The 17,789-nt window shown below is 66.3% G+C and carries 17 protein-coding genes; 8 read left to right on the top strand and 9 right to left on the bottom strand.

Going from position 1 to position 17,789, the window contains the following annotated elements; genetic code table 11:
• The coding region (locus tag Q0044_RS16945; RefSeq protein WP_298163694.1) for a sigma-70 family RNA polymerase sigma factor at window positions 1–1,448 on the bottom strand (1,448 nt) is incomplete at its 3' end.
• Between the two features lie 93 nt (window positions 1,449–1,541).
• Entirely contained in the window at window positions 1,542–3,413 is a 1,872-nt protein-coding gene (gene dnaG / locus Q0044_RS16940; protein WP_298163693.1) for a DNA primase, read from the bottom strand.
• Window positions 3,414–3,609: 196 nt separating this feature from the next.
• Here dnaG and Q0044_RS16935 point away from each other — a divergent pair, with 196 nt between their 5' ends.
• The 3 genes from Q0044_RS16935 to Q0044_RS16925 all read left to right on the top strand — a co-directional run bounded on the left by Q0044_RS16935 (window position 3,610) and on the right by Q0044_RS16925 (window position 4,869).
• Window positions 3,610–4,161, top strand: a complete 552-nt coding sequence (locus Q0044_RS16935) for a hypothetical protein (protein ID WP_298163692.1) — start codon at window positions 3,610–3,612, stop codon at window positions 4,159–4,161.
• Window positions 4,158–4,445, top strand: a complete 288-nt coding sequence (locus Q0044_RS16930; protein WP_298163691.1) for a transcriptional regulator — start codon at window positions 4,158–4,160, stop codon at window positions 4,443–4,445. The genes Q0044_RS16935 and Q0044_RS16930 overlap by 4 nt, the downstream gene beginning before the upstream one ends.
• 157 nt (window positions 4,446–4,602) lie before the next feature.
• On the top strand, window positions 4,603–4,869 hold the full coding sequence (locus Q0044_RS16925; protein WP_298163690.1) for a hypothetical protein: 267 nt from the start codon (window positions 4,603–4,605) through the stop codon (window positions 4,867–4,869).
• A gap of 3 nt (window positions 4,870–4,872) precedes the next feature.
• Here Q0044_RS16925 and Q0044_RS16920 read toward each other — a convergent pair whose 3' ends face one another.
• The 5 genes from Q0044_RS16920 to Q0044_RS16900 all read right to left on the bottom strand — a co-directional run bounded on the left by Q0044_RS16920 (window position 4,873) and on the right by Q0044_RS16900 (window position 9,547).
• Window positions 4,873–6,006 carry a patatin-like phospholipase family protein gene (locus Q0044_RS16920; protein ID WP_298163689.1) on the bottom strand — a complete coding sequence of 378 codons (1,134 nt, stop codon included), beginning with the start codon at window positions 6,004–6,006 and terminating at the stop codon, window positions 4,873–4,875.
• A gap of 18 nt (window positions 6,007–6,024) precedes the next feature.
• Window positions 6,025–6,981, bottom strand: coding sequence for a hypothetical protein (locus Q0044_RS16915; RefSeq protein WP_298163688.1), 957 nt, complete (start codon window positions 6,979–6,981; stop codon window positions 6,025–6,027).
• Between the two features lies 1 nt (window position 6,982).
• On the bottom strand, window positions 6,983–8,140 hold the full coding sequence (gene carA, locus Q0044_RS16910; RefSeq protein WP_298163687.1) for a glutamine-hydrolyzing carbamoyl-phosphate synthase small subunit: 1,158 nt from the start codon (window positions 8,138–8,140) through the stop codon (window positions 6,983–6,985).
• 204 nt (window positions 8,141–8,344) lie between these two features.
• Window positions 8,345–9,049, bottom strand: a complete 705-nt coding sequence (locus Q0044_RS16905) for an SDR family NAD(P)-dependent oxidoreductase (RefSeq protein ID WP_298163686.1) — start codon at window positions 9,047–9,049, stop codon at window positions 8,345–8,347.
• 96 nt (window positions 9,050–9,145) lie between these two features.
• Window positions 9,146–9,547, bottom strand: a complete 402-nt coding sequence (locus Q0044_RS16900) for a DUF805 domain-containing protein (RefSeq protein WP_298163685.1) — start codon at window positions 9,545–9,547, stop codon at window positions 9,146–9,148.
• A gap of 65 nt (window positions 9,548–9,612) precedes the next feature.
• On the opposite strand from Q0044_RS16900, the gene Q0044_RS16895 reads away from it, so the two are divergent.
• The 5 genes from Q0044_RS16895 to Q0044_RS16875 all read left to right on the top strand — a co-directional run bounded on the left by Q0044_RS16895 (window position 9,613) and on the right by Q0044_RS16875 (window position 15,686).
• Window positions 9,613–10,314, top strand: coding sequence for an HAD family hydrolase (locus Q0044_RS16895; RefSeq protein WP_298163684.1), 702 nt, complete (start codon window positions 9,613–9,615; stop codon window positions 10,312–10,314).
• A gap of 85 nt (window positions 10,315–10,399) precedes the next feature.
• Window positions 10,400–11,140: a hypothetical protein gene (locus Q0044_RS16890; protein WP_298163683.1), complete on the top strand. Its 741-nt coding sequence runs from the start codon at window positions 10,400–10,402 to the stop codon at window positions 11,138–11,140.
• 178 nt (window positions 11,141–11,318) lie between these two features.
• On the top strand, window positions 11,319–11,594 hold the full coding sequence (locus Q0044_RS16885; protein ID WP_298163682.1) for a hypothetical protein: 276 nt from the start codon (window positions 11,319–11,321) through the stop codon (window positions 11,592–11,594).
• Between the two features lie 12 nt (window positions 11,595–11,606).
• The gene (gene carB / locus Q0044_RS16880; RefSeq protein WP_298163681.1) at window positions 11,607–14,909 is read left to right on the top strand and encodes a carbamoyl-phosphate synthase large subunit; all 3,303 of its coding nucleotides are present in this window, start codon (window positions 11,607–11,609) and stop codon (window positions 14,907–14,909) included.
• Between the two features lie 363 nt (window positions 14,910–15,272).
• The gene (locus Q0044_RS16875; protein ID WP_298163680.1) at window positions 15,273–15,686 is read left to right on the top strand and encodes a hypothetical protein; all 414 of its coding nucleotides are present in this window, start codon (window positions 15,273–15,275) and stop codon (window positions 15,684–15,686) included.
• Between the two features lie 87 nt (window positions 15,687–15,773).
• Here the strand turns inward: Q0044_RS16875 and Q0044_RS16870 are convergent, their stop codons facing one another.
• Both Q0044_RS16870 and Q0044_RS16865 read right to left on the bottom strand, forming a co-directional pair.
• Entirely contained in the window at window positions 15,774–16,163 is a 390-nt protein-coding gene (locus Q0044_RS16870; RefSeq protein WP_298163679.1) for a hypothetical protein, read from the bottom strand.
• Window positions 16,164–16,405: 242 nt separating this feature from the next.
• The gene (locus tag Q0044_RS16865; protein WP_298163678.1) at window positions 16,406–17,719 is read right to left on the bottom strand and encodes a dicarboxylate/amino acid:cation symporter; all 1,314 of its coding nucleotides are present in this window, start codon (window positions 17,717–17,719) and stop codon (window positions 16,406–16,408) included.
• Between the last annotated feature and the right edge of the window lie 70 nt (window positions 17,720–17,789).

Here is a 17,789-nt window from a genome sequence, read left to right as displayed (position 1 = left end):
TCGGCGATCGAGCGGGTGATGGCCTGACGGATCCACCAGGTGGCGTAGGTCGAGAACTTGTAGCCGCGGCGGTATTCGAACTTGTCGACCGCCTTCATCAGGCCGATGTTGCCCTCCTGGATCAGGTCCAGGAACTGCAGGCCGCGGTTCGTGTATTTCTTCGCGATGGAGATCACGAGGCGCAGGTTGGCCTCGACCATTTCCTTCTTGGCCTGACGGGCCTCGCGCTCGCCCTTCTGGACCGTCTGGACGATGCGGCGATAGTCGTCGATCGGCAGGCCGGCCTCGGTGGCGACGGCCGCGACATCGCCCCGGATGGTGGCGATCTGGGTCGACTGGTCGTCACTGAACTTGGTCCAGCGGACGCCCATTTCCTTGACCGTTTCCGACCAGTTGGGGTCGAGCTCGCGGGTGAAATAGGCCTTCAGGAACTCGGGGCGCGAGATGCCGTAGCTGTCGGCCAGGCGCAGCAGACGGCCTTCCAGACCGATCAGCCGCTTGTTGATCGCGTACAGCTGTTCGACCAGGGCCTCGATCCGGTTGTTATTGAGCTTCAGCGTCTTCAGCCGGCCCGAGATGGCCGCCGACAATGTGTCATAGGCCTTGCGGTCCTTGGCCGAGAGGTCCTCGCCCTTGAGCCGGGTCTCGACCAGCTTCTCCTGCAGCTTGCGGAAGGCGTCGAAGTCCGAGGCGATGGCGTCCAGGGTCTCCATGACCCCGTCGCGCAGCTCCGCCTCCAGGGCCGAGATCGACATGCCGCCGCCGTCGTCGAAGTCCTCGTCCTCCTCGTCCTGCTCCGGCTTCTCGGCCTCCGCGCCCTCTTCGGGCTCGGGCTTGGGCGGGACCGGCTGGCCGGGGATCGGGGGCTGGGGCTGGTTGTGCGGCAGGGACGAGGGGTTGAGCACGCCGTAGGTGGCGTCCAGGTCGATGACCTCGCGCAGCAGGATGCGGTTGTTGGCCAGTTCGTCGCGCCAGACCATGATGGCCTCGAACGTCAGGGCGCTTTCGCACAGGCCCGAGATCATGGCGTCGCGCCCGGCCTCGATCCGCTTGGCGATGGCGATCTCGCCCTCGCGGCTGAGCAGCTCGACCGAGCCCATCTCGCGCAAGTACATGCGGACCGGATCGTCCGTCCGGTCGTAGGTCGGCTTGGCGTCGCCTTCGGTGACCGAAGTCTCCGCGCGCTCGGCGACTTCGCCGCCGGTCGTTTCGGCCGCGTCTTCTTCGGCCTCGACAACATTGACGCCCATTTCGGACAGCATCGCCAACGTATCTTCAATGGCGTCAGGCGTGACTTCTTCCGACGGCAGAACCTTGTTCAGCTCCTCCATCGTCACATAGCCACGCGCCTTGGCCTGCTTGATGAACTTCTTGACGCCCGCATCCGTCAGATCAAGCAAAGGCCCGTCGGTGGACGTGGACTCAGGCGGTTCCTGCGTATCAGTCATTCAGTCAAAGTCTCCGCGCCGTCAGGACCCCGCCGGCCCGTCGGCAAAAATGCAACATTCGTTCCAAAATAGAACGCCTACGGGCCGAGTTCGTTACGAACCCGCCTCATCGTCCCAGATCGTCCCGGTCTTGATGGCTCGTCGCAATGCGTCGCGTTCCGCCTTCAGACGACTGAAGGCGGATGCGTCGAAGGCGTGATCCGCCCCCGACTTCGCTGACGCCAGCGCCGCGTCCAGTCCCGCAACGCGGGTCAGGGCGTCGAAGCCTTGCGACCACCGGACCCTTGCTTCGGCGAGGGGCGCACTTGCGGCCAGGAAAGGCGCGCCGGACTTTGCCGCCGCCTTCTCGACCTCGCGCACTAAAGCATCGTGTCCGGAGGTCGCGAGATGGCGACGCAGGGCCGCGCTGTCAAGCGTCTGGCCGCCGAACCGCAACCGAACCAGCTCCTGCGCAAGCCCGTCCAGCGCCGGGTCGCCGAAGCCGTGCGATGCGATAGCCTCCAGATGATCGTCCATCCGTTCGGGGTCTTCGATCGCACCATGGGCCAGCGCCGCCGCGATCGGCTCGATCGACCGGCTCAGCGCCTGCATGGCCGAGGCGCCCTCTGCGGTCTGGCCCAGCTTCGGCGGCGGGCCGGCCTTCCAGCGTCCGCCGGCCTGCTGGGGTCGCTGCTGAGGCGCAGACCGGCCGGGGAACAGGGCATCGAAGCGGTCGAACAACTCGCGCCGGTACTGTTCGGCCAGGTCCTTGTCCTGGATCGCCGCCGCCGCAGTGCGCAGTCGCCCCTTCAGCCCGGCCCGGCGCTCGGGGGTATCCAGCGGTTCGGCCTCAGCCTCCCGACGAAACAGGACCTCGGCGAAAGTCCGCGTTTCGGTCATCGCCTGACGCAGCGCCGGCGCGCCCTTGTCGCGCAGGATGTCGTCCGGGTCCTGCCCGCCTTCCAGCAGGGCGAAGCGGAAGGAGCGGCCGGGCTTCAGCAGCGGCAGGGCCCGTTCGATGGCGCGATAGGCGGCGCGCTGACCGGCTCCATCGCCGTCGAAACACAGAACAGGCTCGGACGACACCCGCCATAACAGGGCCATCTGGTCCTCGGTCAGGGCCGTGCCCATCGGCGCCACGGCCGGCAGGCCCGCGCGCTGGCAGGCGATGACGTCCATATACCCCTCGACCACGATCACGGCCTGGGTCGATTTGGACTCCGCCCCCAGGATGCGCCGCGCCTCGGGCAGGCCGTACAGGGTCGCCCCCTTGTGGAAGAGCGGGCTTTCGGGACCGTTCAGGTATTTGGCGCGGTCGTCGGGGTTCATCGCCCGACCGCCGAAGCTGACCAGCCGTCCGCGCGCATCCAGGATCGGGAACATCAGCCGGTCGCGGAACCGGTCGTAGGGCGCGCCTCCGCCTTCGGGCGAGATCAGCATCCCCATCTCGACGAGATCGCCCGGTTTGGCCCCGCGCTGGACCAGGGCCTGCTTCAGACCCTCGCGGTCGTTCGGAGCATAGCCCAGACCGAACCGGTCCCACTGGTCCTCGGGCAGCCCGCGGCGTTCCAGATACTCGCGCGCCGCCTTGCCGGTCGACCGGCGCAGGTTCGCCGCAAACCATTTCTGGGCCAGATCCATCCAGTCCGACAGGCCCTGCTTTTTCGCCTCACGCTCCGCCGCCTGCGGGTCTTCGGCGGGCAGTTTCATCCCGGCCTCGGCGGCCAGTCGCTCGACCGCCTCGGGGAAGCTTAATCGCTCGGTCTCCTGCAGGAAGGAGATCACATCCCCATGCTTGCCCGAGGAGAAGTCGTGGAAGAAGCCCTTGTCGTCATTGACGAAGAAGGACGGCGACTTCTCCTTCGAGAACGGGCTGAGCCCCACCCATTCGCGTCCCTGACGCTTGAGCTTCACCGTCCGCCCGATCACGTCGGACGGGCGAAGGCGGGCCTTCAGTTCCTCAAGGAAGCGGTCATCGAAACGCACCGCGGATGCTTAGCAGGTCACTCATTGCACCGCTTGACTCGATAACTTTATAATTGAAAGTAGTCAGATCTGAAACGGAGTCTCCGCATGTCCGAAGTCGCCCCCCAGGCCGCTGCCCTCCGACGAAAGTGACCTCGCCTACCTCAAGCGGCTTGCCGATGCGGGCCGAGGCGAACCGGCACCCTTCCTTCTGCTGATGGCGGTGTTCGGCGGTGCCTATGGGTTTTCATTGCTTGCCGTGATGATCGGTCTGGCCATCGAGGGCTTGCCTGGCCATGCGCAGGGCTATCCTGCCAGCCCTTTGATCCAGTTCTTGAACGCCGGAATTTTCGCCGCCCACCTCAGCTTCCTCGGAGCCCTGATCTGGACGCTCTGGCGAATGTTGGGGCCCAACCGGATCCGGCTGAGCCGCGCGGCGACGGCCACCTGGAGCGCGGCCTTCATCGCGATGGTGACGACCGTCGTCAGTTTCCGCATATTCACCCGGGATCAGCTGCCGACAGACAACGTCTACGCCAGTTATTTGATGCCCTCGGTGCTGCTCATGCTGTGGGGCGTGGCCTGGTGGGTGACAGCCATCCTGAACGACCGACGCTGGTTGCTTCTGGTCGCCGTCGGCAGCTTCGGCGCGGCCATCGGCATGGCGATCATCGGCAACACGCCGCCGATGCTGCCGGCGGCGTGCGCCTGCCTGATTCTGCTGGCCTTCCTGCCGGCAGTGATCCTGATGAGCGGACGCAGGGGATGAGCGAGACCGACGCACTGTTCGCCAACCGGATCAGGACGGGTATTCTGGCTTGGTTGTCGGACCGAGGCGAAGGCGATTTCACCGAGGTCGCCAGGGTGATGGGTCTGGCCAACAACACCCTGTCGAGCCACCTGCGACGGCTGGAAGATGCGGGCTATATCGACCTCCATCGAGGCTTCCTCGGCCGCAAACCGCGAACCCGTATCTTGATGACCGCAAGAGGCCGCACGGCCTGGCTCACCTACCTCGACAGCTTTCAGGACGACCGCGCCACTGACCGTTAACCCCTCGTTAACCAAGAAGGCCAAATCGCGACCTTAAGATCATGTTTTATCAGAACATTTTTTCGTCAGATTGCGGAACTATCCACAGGAGACAGGGTTAATCCACTGTTCACTCCGGCGCAGAAGAGCCGATCCCCTTTCAAGCCAGAGACGTTCCATGTTCATCGCCATCGCCCGACCGGCGGTCGAGCCCATTGGACCCGACCCCGTCGCCGTTCCCTATGCTCCCGCGGTCCACGATCTGACGCCGCGCGCCCTTCACGCCCGCCTGCTGGCCAACGCCGCCCAGCGGCGGCTCCGCGGTCTGGAGCGCAAGCGTGCTGATCGGCCGGAAGACGCCGACTACTGGCTGCACGCCGCGCCGGTAGCCGTGAAGAAGGCCTGCGCCCTGCGCGAAGACCGCAGCTTCGCCGCTCTTCCCTGACGCCTAGCGCCAGGCCTCGCCCGAGAGCGCGCCCTGCCGACCGACCTCGTAGACCGCGCTCATCGACTCCACGCTGAAATCCAGGGCCGAGGCCTCGGAGTCATCGGGCAAGGCGGCATAGCGGAAGAACAGGCCGTTGCCGTCGGCGAAGGCCTTGTTGCCCGCCAGCGTCGTCAGCAGGGAGGCCCTCAGCAGGATATCGATGCTGCGCCCCAGGACCCCCTGGGGCGTATCCCGGGTGATCTCGAAGGTCGGATTGGTCCGGCCGTTGACCACGACATAGAAGCGGGCGCCGCGCAAAGTGTCGGACGGCTCCCTGAACGACCAGAGGGTCTCCGGCACCGCCAGGAAGGGCGTCGTCACCCCGCCGTCGACATGCATCTCCTCAAAGTAGAGGCCTGCGTTGTCGGACTGGATCAAGACGGGCGGGAAGGCTCCGGGAATACTGGCCGAGGCCATCAGCACGCTGCGAAACAGCTCCAGTGCGGAAGGGGTGCCCTGTGTCGCAATAGCTCCCAAATCCCAACTGACACCCCTCTGTGAATCCAGATCGGTCGTGGCGACCAGCAGCACCCGCCCCTTTGCGTATTCGGACGCAATGGCTTCCAGCAGATCCTCGTCCACAAATCGCTCGACAAGGGCCCGCAGCGGTTCGGACCTGTAGATGCCGGAGCCGATCAGCGCGCCCAGCCCCTGCGACTGCAAGAGACCCGCTGCCGCACCGCCGGTGTAGGCCTCGGCGAGTTCATCGTCGTAGTCGGGTCCCAGGAAGACGAAGGGCGCGGCCAGCGCACCTGTCGAGACGCCGGTGACGACCTCGAAATCGGGCCGGTCGCCCGTCTCGCTCCACCCCTTCATCAGGCCGGCGGTGAAGGCACCGTTGGAGCCGCCGCCGGACAGGGCGATGAAGTCCAATCGCCCGTCTGCACCCACGGGCACACCCTCACGAAACGCCTGCTGGAAGATGGCGGCCCGGTCTTCTGCGTCCAGATAGACACGGATCGGATGGTTCGGCGCGGAGGTCAGCCCCATCGGCCGCGCACCTTCCCGGTCCTGGATGTCGAATGACGAGCGCGCGCCGCTGGCGCAGGCGCCGAGCATCAGGACAAGGGCGACGAGGATCAGGCGACCGGTCATAGCCCGCAGCCTAGCACGTCAGCGCAGTTCGGGCAGGCGGCGCATCAGGGAATCGCGCAGCTTTCGCCATCGCTGACCTGCGGGTCGGGTCCGCACGCGCTCTCGCACCTGCATCCCCTGGCCCCAGCGTTCGTGCATCGCCGCGGCGAGATGGGGATGGCGGTCGTGCTGATGAACGATGGCGCTGACCGAGCCGTCGGGGTTCACCACCAGACTGTCCTTGAGACCCAGGGCATTGCCGGGCGTGAGGCCGATTGTGGCCACGCGCCCGTAGTTGTCGCAAACCTCGGCCTCGAGAAGGCCCATGTGGACGGCGATGTTGCAGGCCGCCTGATCGGCCCCGAACGCCCCGCCGAGTTCCGACCGCGGAATGGCGGCCAGCATCAACACCAGCCGGCAGAACCGGACGACCTCCTCCCGCGGCCCCATGACGGTGCCGACGCAGATGGCCGGAGCCGGGGCGAGCGCCGCCGCCATCGACTCGCCCACCAGTGCCCTCAGGTACTTCATGTTGAAGGCGTGATCGCCCAGCCGGTCGCCCTCGACGAAGACCTCGAGTCCCGCCGGCTGCGGCGAGAAGGGCGGCTTCTGGAACAGCACGTCGCGCACGTCGGTCAGAAGTACGCTGCGCAGGTCGGTCCGGCCGGTCAGATAGCGGTCGAACGCCGCGAACCGGGCCATGACGGCGTGAGGCCGCCACCCCTCGATGACCTCGGCTGCCAGTCCGCGAACGTCATGCTCGTCCAGCAGCGCCCGGACATCGGCCCGGTCGTCGACGACCAGGGCGATCTCCCCGTCGAACACCGCCCGCAACGAGCGAACGAACGGAGCGATGTCGTGGGAATCGTAGCCGGTCGCATACCCCAGCACGGCGTCGACCGACGCCCCGGAAACGGCACTTGAGGAGTCCCCGCCGGTCGCCAGCGCGGCGCCCAGCCAGCCCAGATAGGCCGAGGTCGCCGCCGGACTGCTCACCTCAGACCTTCATCAGGTCGCTGAACCGGTCGAACAGATACAGGCTGTCCGTCGGCCCCGGAGAGGCTTCCGGATGGTGCTGGACGCTGAAGACCGGACGGTCCTTCAGCTGGATGCCGCAATTGGTGCCGTCGAACAGCGACACATGGGTCTCGATCACCGCGTCCGGCAGGCTGTCGCGATCGACGGTGAAGCCGTGGTTCATGGAGACGATCTCGACCTTGCCCGTCGTCAGATCCTTCACCGGATGGTTGGCGCCGTGGTGGCCCTGCTCCATCTTCACGGTCCTGGCGCCGAGCGCCAGGGCCAGCATCTGGTGACCCAGGCAGATGCCGAAGACTGGCTTTCCGCTGTCCACCAGCTTGCGGATTTCCGGCACCGCGTATTCGCCGGTCGCGGCCGGATCGCCCGGTCCGTTCGACAGGACGACGCCGTCCGGGGACCGGGCCAGGATATCCTCGGCCGTGGTCGTCGCCGGGACCACGGTGACCTTCGCCCCCGTCGAGGCGAGCGCCCGCAGAATGTTGCGCTTCACGCCGTAGTCGACAACGACCACGTTCTTTCGTCCGTGGGTCTTCGGGTGACCTTCCGGCCATTCCCACAGTCCCTCGTCCCACTCGAACGCCTGCAGGGTCGAGGCAGGCCTGGCGAGGTCGAGGCCGACAAGGCCGGTCCATTCGCGCGCCTGGGCCACGAGGGCGTCGAGGTCGAAGTTTCCATCCGGATCGTGGGCGATCACCGCGTGCGGCGCACCGTGGTCGCGGATGCGCTGGGTCAGGGCGCGGGTGTCGATGCCGGCGAGGCCCACGACGCCGCGCCGCTTCATCCAGACATCGAAGCCGGCGTCCGAGCGCCAGTTGGCCGGGTCGGTCGGCAGGTCGCGGAAGATCGCGCCCCGGGCCGAGGTGTCCGAACCGCCGCCCATCTGTTCGATGTCCTCCACATTGGTGCCGGTGTTGCCGACGTGCGGGAAGGTGAAGGCGAGGATCTGGCTCATGTAGGAGGGATCGGTCAGGATTTCCTGATAGCCGGTCATGGCGGTGTTGAAGACCACCTCGCCGAGGGCGGAGCCGGTCGCGCCGACCCCCACGCCCTGGAAGATCGTGCCGTCGGCGAGAGCGAGGACGCCGGTCGCGCCGGGAAGAAGCTGTACGGTCATGGCTGTCCCCTTACACCGAATCCCGGCGAACAAACGGCCGCGTGACTAAAGGGATGCCCGAACGGGGTCAACGCCATAGGTCGGGGTCGTCAGCGGCCACGCCCGTGCGCTCGCGCCGCCATGCGTCGGAGATTGGGACAACAGAAGCGGAAGCGTGACCTGCCGGGCCCGCCAGGCCCCCGTGGTCCTGCGTCGTCAAACGCCCTAGGCCGGGATCCGCGCGCCGTCCCAGGCAAAGACGCCACCACTGTCCGCAGGGCTCAGGCCGTCGAGGACGCCCAGCATGTATTCCGCTGAGACGGCGGGCGAAAACAGCCGCTCTGCCGCAACCCCTCGCTGGAACGGTTCGCTCAGACCCGTATTCACCGTCCCCGGATGCAGCCCCGCCACGATGGTCTGGGGATGAGAGCGCGCCATCTCGATCGCCAGGTTGCGAATGATCATGTTCAACGCGGACTTGGAGGCCCGATAACTGTGCCAACCGCCCAGCCGGTTGTCCCCGATTGAGCCGACCCGCGCCGACAGGGCGGCGAATACGGCGCGCCGGTCGCGGGGCAGCAACGGCAGGAAATGCTTGGCGACCAGCGCCGGCCCCACCGTGTTGACCCGGTAGTCGCGCAGCAGGTGCTCCGCTGTCATCGCCCGGAACGATCGTTCGGGGGCCTCGCCGTGGTGCAGAACGCCGGTGGCGACGAAGATCAGAACCGGGACCGGTCCGTCCGCGATGGCCCCGGCCGCGGCGGCGATGCTGGACTCGTCTTCCAGATCCAGTCCCGTGATCGAGCGCGACAGCCGGTGGATCGTGTCAAAACGCCCCGATTCCGCCAGCCCATCGGCCACCGCCGCTCCTATCCCGCCGGAGGCCCCGATGACCACGGCGGAAACGACATCTGGAGGGAAGACCTGCATGCGGTCGATGAACGCCCTCCAGCGGGGAAGAACAAGCCGCCATCGCGTCGCGCCCTTGCCGGGGGGCCTGAAGCCGCCCCTCGCAGGCGCGAACCGTCAGGCCGCGCGACTGCCTTCGGGCGGTTCGCCGTGGGCGTTGGTCTCCGGCTGGCCCTTCTGGGCGTAAAAGACGATCAGGATGATGGTCCCGACCAGGGGGATCAGACCCAGCAGGACCCACCAACCCGTCTTGCCGGTGTCATGCAGTCGCCGGATCGCGACGGCCAGCATCGGGATGAAGGAGCCGATGGCGAAGATCCCCGCCAGCGGTCCGGAGGAGGAGACGTCGAATCCACCGTCGCCGAACACCGCCCGGCCGCCTCCGAACATCGTGCTGTCGACGATGCTGAGGATCCCGGCGGCGACGAAATAGAATATGACGAAATACCAGAATTCCTTCCGGTCCGACCGACCGGTGAACTGGGCGTACTTCTTGTATGGCAGGATGAAGTCGTTCATGCGTCTCTCCCCTCGCTGAGGGCCCTCGCATATCACGAATCGGCAAAGTTGATATCGGCTCGACCATGACCATCACGACTGTCGGGCTCGATGCCGACGATACCCTCTGGCACAATGAGACCCTCTTCCGTCTCACCCACGCGCGGTTCGTGGAGTTGCTCGCCGACCACGGCGACGCGGCGACGATCGAGGCGCGAATGGCCGACACCGAGCGTCGCAATCTCCGCCTCTACGGCTACGGCGTGAAAGGCTTCACCCTGTCGATGATCGAGACGGCGATGGAGCTTTGCGACGGCGGCGCGCCGCCCGAAGTGGTGCGCGAGATCCTGGCCGCCGGGCGCGAGATGCTGGGTCATCCGGTCGAGACCCTGCCCGGGGTCGATGAGGCTCTGGCGAGTTTGTCGGAGCGATACCGGCTGGTCCTTATCACCAAGGGCGACCTGATGGATCAGGAACGCAAGGTCGCCGCCTCGGGCCTGGGCGATCTGTTCGCTGCCGTCGAGATCGTCTCGGAGAAGGATCGCGGAACCTACGACCGCGTGTTCGCCCGTCACGGCACAGGGGCGGACGAAGCCGTCATGGCCGGCAATTCGGTGAAGTCGGACGTCATCCCGGCCATCGAGGCAGGCGCCTTCGCCGTGCACATCCCGTATCATGTGACCTGGGCCCACGAGATCGCGGAGCCGCCGGTCGACCACCCGCGCTTCGGCCTGCTGGACAGTATCGCAGACCTGCCCGCCTGGATCGCCGACCGCCACTTCTCGTAGCTCATCAAGAATTGGCGCCTATGTTAGCGTGCACGGCACCTGCCAACACTGCGGCATCCCGCAACTCAGCCCGAGATCGAGATCGATGGATATCGTTGACTATCACAACGTAATCGTAGTCGATTGCTTGTCGCGGCTTTTTCGCAAAAATAGAAAGTCCAAATCTGCAGTCACCGCTTGGACGATAATTGAGGATACTCATCCAGATTTGGATGTGGATGTCGAACCTGAAGATGTTGAAGCTTCATTGTACAGCCTCTTCGGAACCTTGGATGTCGTTGAAACGCCCCATGCCGCACCGCGTTTTCTCATCGAGAAGACGGCTCTCGACAACGTTGTCCGGCTGATAGGAGACACCCACCCCGACACCCGCAGAGCTATGAAGCTAACGTCGGACTTGGGGTGGGACTGGCTCGGGGAATCTATCACCGGAGCATATGAGCAAGCCAAGTCCGTTTCGGAGCCCGATGGCCTTTGGGAGCCTTTGGCGATCGACCGTCCAGACGCGACTGCTCTAGAGATCGCTGACACCTTTGAGGCGCTCGCGGAGCAAGTTAGAAGTGACAATGGATACGCATCCACCGCCCCTGCGGAACGCAATGAAGTAGTCAGAAGGCTCGGCGAAGCTGCTGAATGGCTCCGACATGTAGAGCATCTTACCGCGACTTCGGTGCAAGTTTACTTGATCTGGCCTTTGGAAACGCTTGCAGCCCGGTTTTCAGCGAAAACGGCGATTGGGAAGGCTGCCCAGTTCGCAACCGGGATTGTCGCTGCCTGGTTAAAGAGCCACGGCTTAAAGATGTTGGACAAGCTGTTCGGGAGTTGACAGGTGGCCGTGAGCTGTCCCCAAAACAGCTTGCCCCCCCGCCCCCCCGTCTTTAGACGGGCCGCTTAACCGACAACCAGAACGCAACCGGCCCGCCGCCCAGCGCCGCCGGCCGTTCGCGCGCGAGCGAGACACGACCCTGCACGACGATGTCATCAGCCATGAAGAACGGGATGCGATGATCCGCGCGTCCCTGCTGACGCATGGCGACAGCGGGATCACGCCACGCCACACTTTGTTCTACTTCTACGGCGAAGGCGATCATGACGATCTCAACGAGGTCGCCCGTCGGGCCGGGTTCCTGACCAAGGGTCAGGACGACAGCACCATTCTTGAAACGACCATGGCGGTCGACGAGGCATCCTTCGCCCCCGTCAGCGCCATGATGCAATCCTGGGCCGCGGCCTTCCAGCTCGACTACGACGGCTGGGAGTGCGCGGTCGTGACGAACTAAGACCAGAGCGCCATGCCCAAACGTACAGACTTGAAATCCATACTGATTATTGGGGCAGGACCCATTGTCATCGGGCAGGCGTGCGAGTTCGATTACTCGGGGGTGCAGGCGTGCAAGGCGCTGAAAGCCGAGGGGTACAGGGTCATCCTGGTCAACTCCAACCCGGCGACGATCATGACCGATCCGGACATGGCGGACGCGACCTATATCGAGCCGATCACGCCGGAGATGGTCGAGAAGATCATCGAGAAGGAGCGGCCGGACGCCCTCCTGCCGACCATGGGCGGTCAGACGGCGTTAAATACGGCCCTAGCGCTGGACGCGAACGGCGTGCTGGCGAAATACGGCGTCGAGATGATCGGGGCGAAGGCCGAGGTCATCGACAAGGCCGAGGACCGTCAGAAATTCCGCGACGCCATGGACAAGCTGGGGCTCGAATCACCCCGGTCCAAGGCGGCGCACTCGATGGAAGAGGCCCTGGAAGGCCTCGAGTTCGTCGGCCTGCCTGCCGTCGTCCGCCCGTCGTTCACCCTCGCCGGCACCGGGGGCGGCATCGCCTTCAACCGCGAGGAGTTCGAGGAGATCGTCCTGCGCGGCCTCGACCTGTCGCCGACCACCGAGGTGCTGATCGAGGAGTCGGTGCTGGGCTGGAAGGAGTATGAGATGGAGGTCGTCCGCGACAAGGCGGACAACTGCATCATCATCTGCTCGATCGAGAACATCGACCCGATGGGCGTGCACACGGGCGATTCGATCACCGTGGCCCCGGCCCTGACCCTGACCGACAAAGAGTACCAGCGCATGCGCACGGGCTCGATCAATGTGCTGCGCGAGATCGGCGTCGAGACCGGCGGATCGAATGTGCAGTGGGCGATCAATCCGGCGGACGGCCGGATGGTCGTGATCGAGATGAACCCGCGCGTGTCGCGGTCCTCGGCCCTGGCGTCCAAGGCCACCGGTTTCCCCATCGCCAAGGTCGCGGCGCGACTGGCCGTGGGTTACACTCTGGACGAGCTGCAGAACGACATCACCCAGGTGACGCCGGCCTCGTTCGAGCCGTCGATCGACTATGTCGTCACCAAGATCCCGCGCTTCGCCTTCGAGAAATACCCGGGCTCGGAGCCCCTGCTGGGCACCTCGATGAAGTCGGTCGGCGAGGTCATGGCCATCGGCCGGACCTTCCAGGAATCGATGCAGAAGGCCCTGCGCGGTCTCGAGACCGGCCTGTCGGGCTTCGACGAGATCGAGATCGAGGGCACGGTGGATGTCGAGGACGACGCCTCGGCCCGTGCCGCGGTCGTGCGCGCCCTGGGCCAGCCGACGCCGGACCGCATCCGGGTCATCGCCCAGGCCTTCCGCCACGGCCTGTCGGTCGAGGAGGTCAACGCCGCCTGCTCCTACGAGCCCTGGTTCCTGCGCCAGATCGCCGACATCGTCCGCACCGAAGGCCATGTCCGGGTCCAGGGCCTGCCGACCGATCCGACCGAGTTCCGCAAGCTGAAGTCCAAGGGCTTCTCCGACGCCCGTCTGGCCCAGCTGACCGGCACGACCGAGAAGGCCGTTCGTCACGCCCGCCGCGGCCTGAACGTGCGTCCCGTGTTCAAGCGGATCGACACCTGCGCCGCCGAATTCGCCTCGGCCACCGCCTATATGTACTCGACCTATGAGACCGGCGCCCTCGGCCAGATTCCGCTCTGCGAATCCGAGCCAACCGACAGAAAGAAGGCGATAATTCTGGGCGGCGGGCCGAACCGGATCGGGCAAGGGATCGAGTTCGATTACTGCTGCTGCCACGCGGCGTTCGCGTTTGCGGACATCGGCGTCGAGAGCATCATGGTCAACTGCAACCCGGAGACGGTGTCGACCGACTACGACACCTCGGACCGGCTGTATTTCGAACCGCTGACGGCCGAGGACGTTCTGGAGCTGATCGAGGTCGAGCGCTCAAAGGGCGAGCTGATCGGCGTCGTCGTCCAGTTCGGCGGCCAGACGCCGCTGAAGCTGGCCCATGCCCTGCATGAGGACGGCATTCCCATCCTCGGCACCTCGCTGGACTCCATCGACCTGGCCGAGGACCGCGAGCGGTTCCAGGTCATGCTGCACGACATCGGCCTGATGCAGCCGCCCAACGGTCTGGCCCGCTCGGCCGAGGAAGCCGCCCGGAAAGCCGAGGAGGTCGGGTATCCGGTCGTCCTGCGCCCCTCCTATGTGCTGGGCGGCCGCGGCATGATGATCGTCCACGACCGCGAGCAGCTGGACCGCTACGTCGGCGAGGCCATGCGGGTGTCGGGCTCCGATCCCGTCCTGATCGACCACTATCTGAACCGCGCCACCGAGGTCGACGTCGACGCCCTGTGCGACGACGAGACGGTCTTCGTGGCCGGGGTGCTGGAACATATCGAGGAAGCCGGCGTCCACTCGGGCGACAGCGCCTGTTCCATGCCGCCGTGGTCGCTGAAGCCCGAGACCGTCGCCGAGCTCAAGCGCCAGACCGAGGCCATGGCCAAGGCGCTGAAGGTGCGCGGCCTGATGAATGTGCAGTTCGCGATCGAGGAGCCGCACAGCGAAAACCCGCGCATCTTCGTGCTGGAAGTGAACCCGCGCGCGTCGCGCACCGCGCCCTTCGTGGCCAAGACCATCGGCCAGCCGGTGGCCGCCATCGCCGCCAAGGTCATGGCGGGCGTTCCCCTCGCCTCCTTCGGCCTGAAGGACGTCCCCTACGACCATATCGCGGTCAAGGAGGCGGTCTTCCCGTTCGCCCGCTTCGCCGGGGTCGACACCATCCTGGGGCCGGAAATGCGCTCGACCGGCGAGGTGATGGGCCTGGACTTCAAGCGTCCCGGCGAGGCCGACATGGCCCCCGCCTTTGCCCGCGCCTTCGCCAAGAGCCAGATCGGCGGCGGGACCACCCTGCCGACGGCCGGAACCGCCTTCGTCTCGGTCAAGGACGACGACAAGCCCTTCATCGTCGAGGCCGTGACCCTTTTGCTGAAACAGGGTTTCGAGGTCATCGCCACGGGCGGCACCCACGCCTATCTGGTCCAGCAGGGCCTGCCCGTCAGCTTCGTCAAGAAGGTGCTGGAAGGGCGTCCGAACATCGTCGACGCGATCAAGAACGGCGACGTCCAGCTGGTCATCAACACCACCGAGGGCAAGCAGTCCCTGCAGGACAGCTTCAGCCTGCGGCGGTCGGCCCTGATGACCAAGGTGCCCTACTATACGACCTCAGCGGGCGCGCTGGCCGCCGCCCAGGCGATCGGCGCCATCCAGGACGACACGCTCGAGGTCCGGCCGATCCAGGACTACGCGCACTGAAGAGGCCTTCCTTCTCCCCTTGCGGGAGACGGTGGCCCGAAGGGCCGGATGAGGGGTCACACCGGCGTTAGGAGTGGGCCGGCTGGGGCAGATTCCACGCCCGGCGCGACCCCTCACCCGACCGCACAAGAACGACGGCTGCGCCGCCGTGTGCGGGCGCCCTCTCCCGCAGGGGGAGAGGGGCGATCGCGGCGAATGCAGTCTTCGCCCCCGCCGACGACTTCCCGGTGATTTCGACTACGCGTTGACCGCACAAACAGGCCAGTTCGACCAGACCGGCTATGCAGATTTCTGCACAATCCCGCAGACCGTGCATTTCTCCCTGCGACCGTTTTCGACGCAGCGGCGTGCGAGGATCCGCAGATGGAACACCATCGTCTGCGCAAATATCGCTGGCCGGAGACCTGGGCGCGGGCCCGGCAGGCCTATATCGCCGGGGAGTCGGCGCCATCGGTGGCGCGTCGGTTCGACGTCGGCTACGCCAATCTGAGACGCCGCGCCCGGATCGAGGGCTGGACCCGGAAGATCATCGCGGAGCGGCTGGACTTCAAGCCGATCCGGGGCGGGGCTGATGAGCCGGATAGGGGGCTGGCGAGGCTGGCCGAATGCAATGCAGCGCCGCCGATGGATCCGCACCAGGCCCTGGCCGAGGCGGTGCGCCGGGCGGCCGGTCTGCTGAGTCAGGGAAGGACCGAAGAGGCCACGATCTTGTTAAAGGCCGCCGCCGCCCTCGAAAAGCTGCGATGGGCCGGCGGCTACGGCAAGACGGGAGGTTGAGAGTGTCAGTCAACGTCGACGATTGTCGCAACGTCCGCAAGATCTGTGCCGTTGTCGATCCGGTCACTCCGGCGCTCGTGACCCAGCCTACAGGCGGGTATCAGACGTCCAGAGAACCGTGTGTCGATCGTAGAGAACGAGGTTGCCGTCGTCTTGCACCCTGAACTCGGCCGACGGAGCGCGAGGGCTGCCGATGACCCAGACCCTTTCGTGGTCCCGCCACAGGATCAGCTGTCCCTTGCCGTCGAGCAGGAGCTTGGTCGCCCCTCCCGCCTTCGGCGGACTCCAGGCCTTTCGGCCGTCCAGAACGAGCGCAAGATTTCCGGCTGCATCCAGAACGAGAACGGTCCGGCCATTGTCAGACTGCCATCCCTCGCCCCTGATCATGGACTGCACGCCCACAAAGGGACCGGGGCGAACGGAAGCACCGCGCAGCGCGGCACCTCCGGCCTTGGCGGCCAGCCATTTACCTATCATCACGATATCCCCAACGTGAACGCGTAGATTGCATAACCATATGAAAAACAATGATTCCGCGACGCGCGCTGTTGGTAAACGGCGGTATGGCGCAGGGTCAAGTGCGTACATGCCGCACCCGGGACTTTTCCTTTCGCCCAAGGCATAGGGTCGGTGCAAAACGGCCCGACCCGGGGTCCGGGTCCTGTTTCTGCGGATGCTCTGACCCGGGAACCAGGACACCTACCGGCCGTAGTCAGACACTACAGGCCCACGCTTTCGGGCGGCGCCAAAGGAACCGGTTCCGCGAAGTCACGATCCTCGACGATCCGGGCGGCCGCCAGGTCGGCGGTGACATTGCCGACGGTGCGGAAGATGTCGGGCACGACCTCCACCGCCAGCAGCAGGGGCAGGACTTCCAGCGGGACACCCATGGCGAGGCAGATCGGGGCGATGGAGGCGAAGAAGCTGACCTGGCCGGGGAGACCCACGGTGCCGACACTGACGGCCAGGGCGGCGAGGCCTCCGGCCAGCATGGAGGCGGTGGTGATCTCCGTGCCGGTCAGCTTCGCCACATAGATGACGACGGCCAGGTTCGCGACCGGCGAGGTGATGCGGAAGACGGCGACCGCCAGCGGCAGGACGAGGCCTGCGGTGGCGCTGGAAACGCCGAGGCGGTCGATGGCGCGCTCGACCATGACCGGCAGGCAGGCGAGCGAGGACTGGGTCGAGAAGGCCACGACCTGGGCCGGGGCGGCGCCGCGCGCGAACCGCCCGAGGCCGATCCGGCCGGCGATCGTCGCGACGACATAGGTCAGCAGGATCAGGCCGATCAGGCTGAGACAGACCAGGGCGATGTAGTGGCCCAGCACGCCTGCGGCCCCGAGCCCGGCGCGCAGCCCCACACCCAGGGCCAGGGCGAAGACGCCCAGCGGGGCAACGGCCAGCACCCACTGGACGATGACGATCATGGTGTTGGCGACGGCCTCGAAGAAGAGGGCGACCGGCTGGCGCAGCCGGGCCTCCAGCCGGGTGGTGGCGAAGCCGAAGGCGATGGCGAAGACCACGATCGCGAGGATGGCGTCGTCGGCCGCGGCCCGGATCGGGTTGGCGGGGGCGAGGCTGGTCAGGAAGGCGCCGAAGCCGCCGCCTCCGACATTGGCGGCCACCTCGCGCGCGGCCTCGGGCGGGGCGCCGGCGAGGAGGGCGGCCGCCCCGTCCGCGCCGATGGGCCACAGGGCGTGCAGTCCGAGGGAGGAGGCGAAGGCGTAGACCGTGGCCGCCAGCAACAGCAGGGCGAAGACGATCACCGCCTTCAGCGCCAGCCGTCCCGTCGAGGCCGCGTCGGCGATGGAGGCGATGCCGGTCACCAGCAGGCTGAAGACCAGGGGGATGATGGTCATGCGCAAGGCGTTGAGCCAGAGCTGGCCCAGGGCGTCGACGACGGCGATCGTGCCGGCACCGCCGGGGATGCCCCAGGCCTGGGCCGCCGCCCCGGCCGCGAGCCCCCCGACCAGGGCGACCATCACCCAGAGGCTGAGGGAGGTCAGGACGGCGCGGGTGCGGGATCGGGTCATGGGGGAGAGGCTAAGCACCGGCGTCGCCGGACGCCAGAGTGAACCTTCACGGAGACGTGCTAGGGTCAGC

The organism is Brevundimonas sp. (assembly GCF_027484365.1).
GTDB lineage: Bacteria > Pseudomonadota > Alphaproteobacteria > Caulobacterales > Caulobacteraceae > Brevundimonas.
Note: the sequence above shows the minus strand (reverse complement) of the source record. Positions and strands in the feature narration are given on the sequence as shown.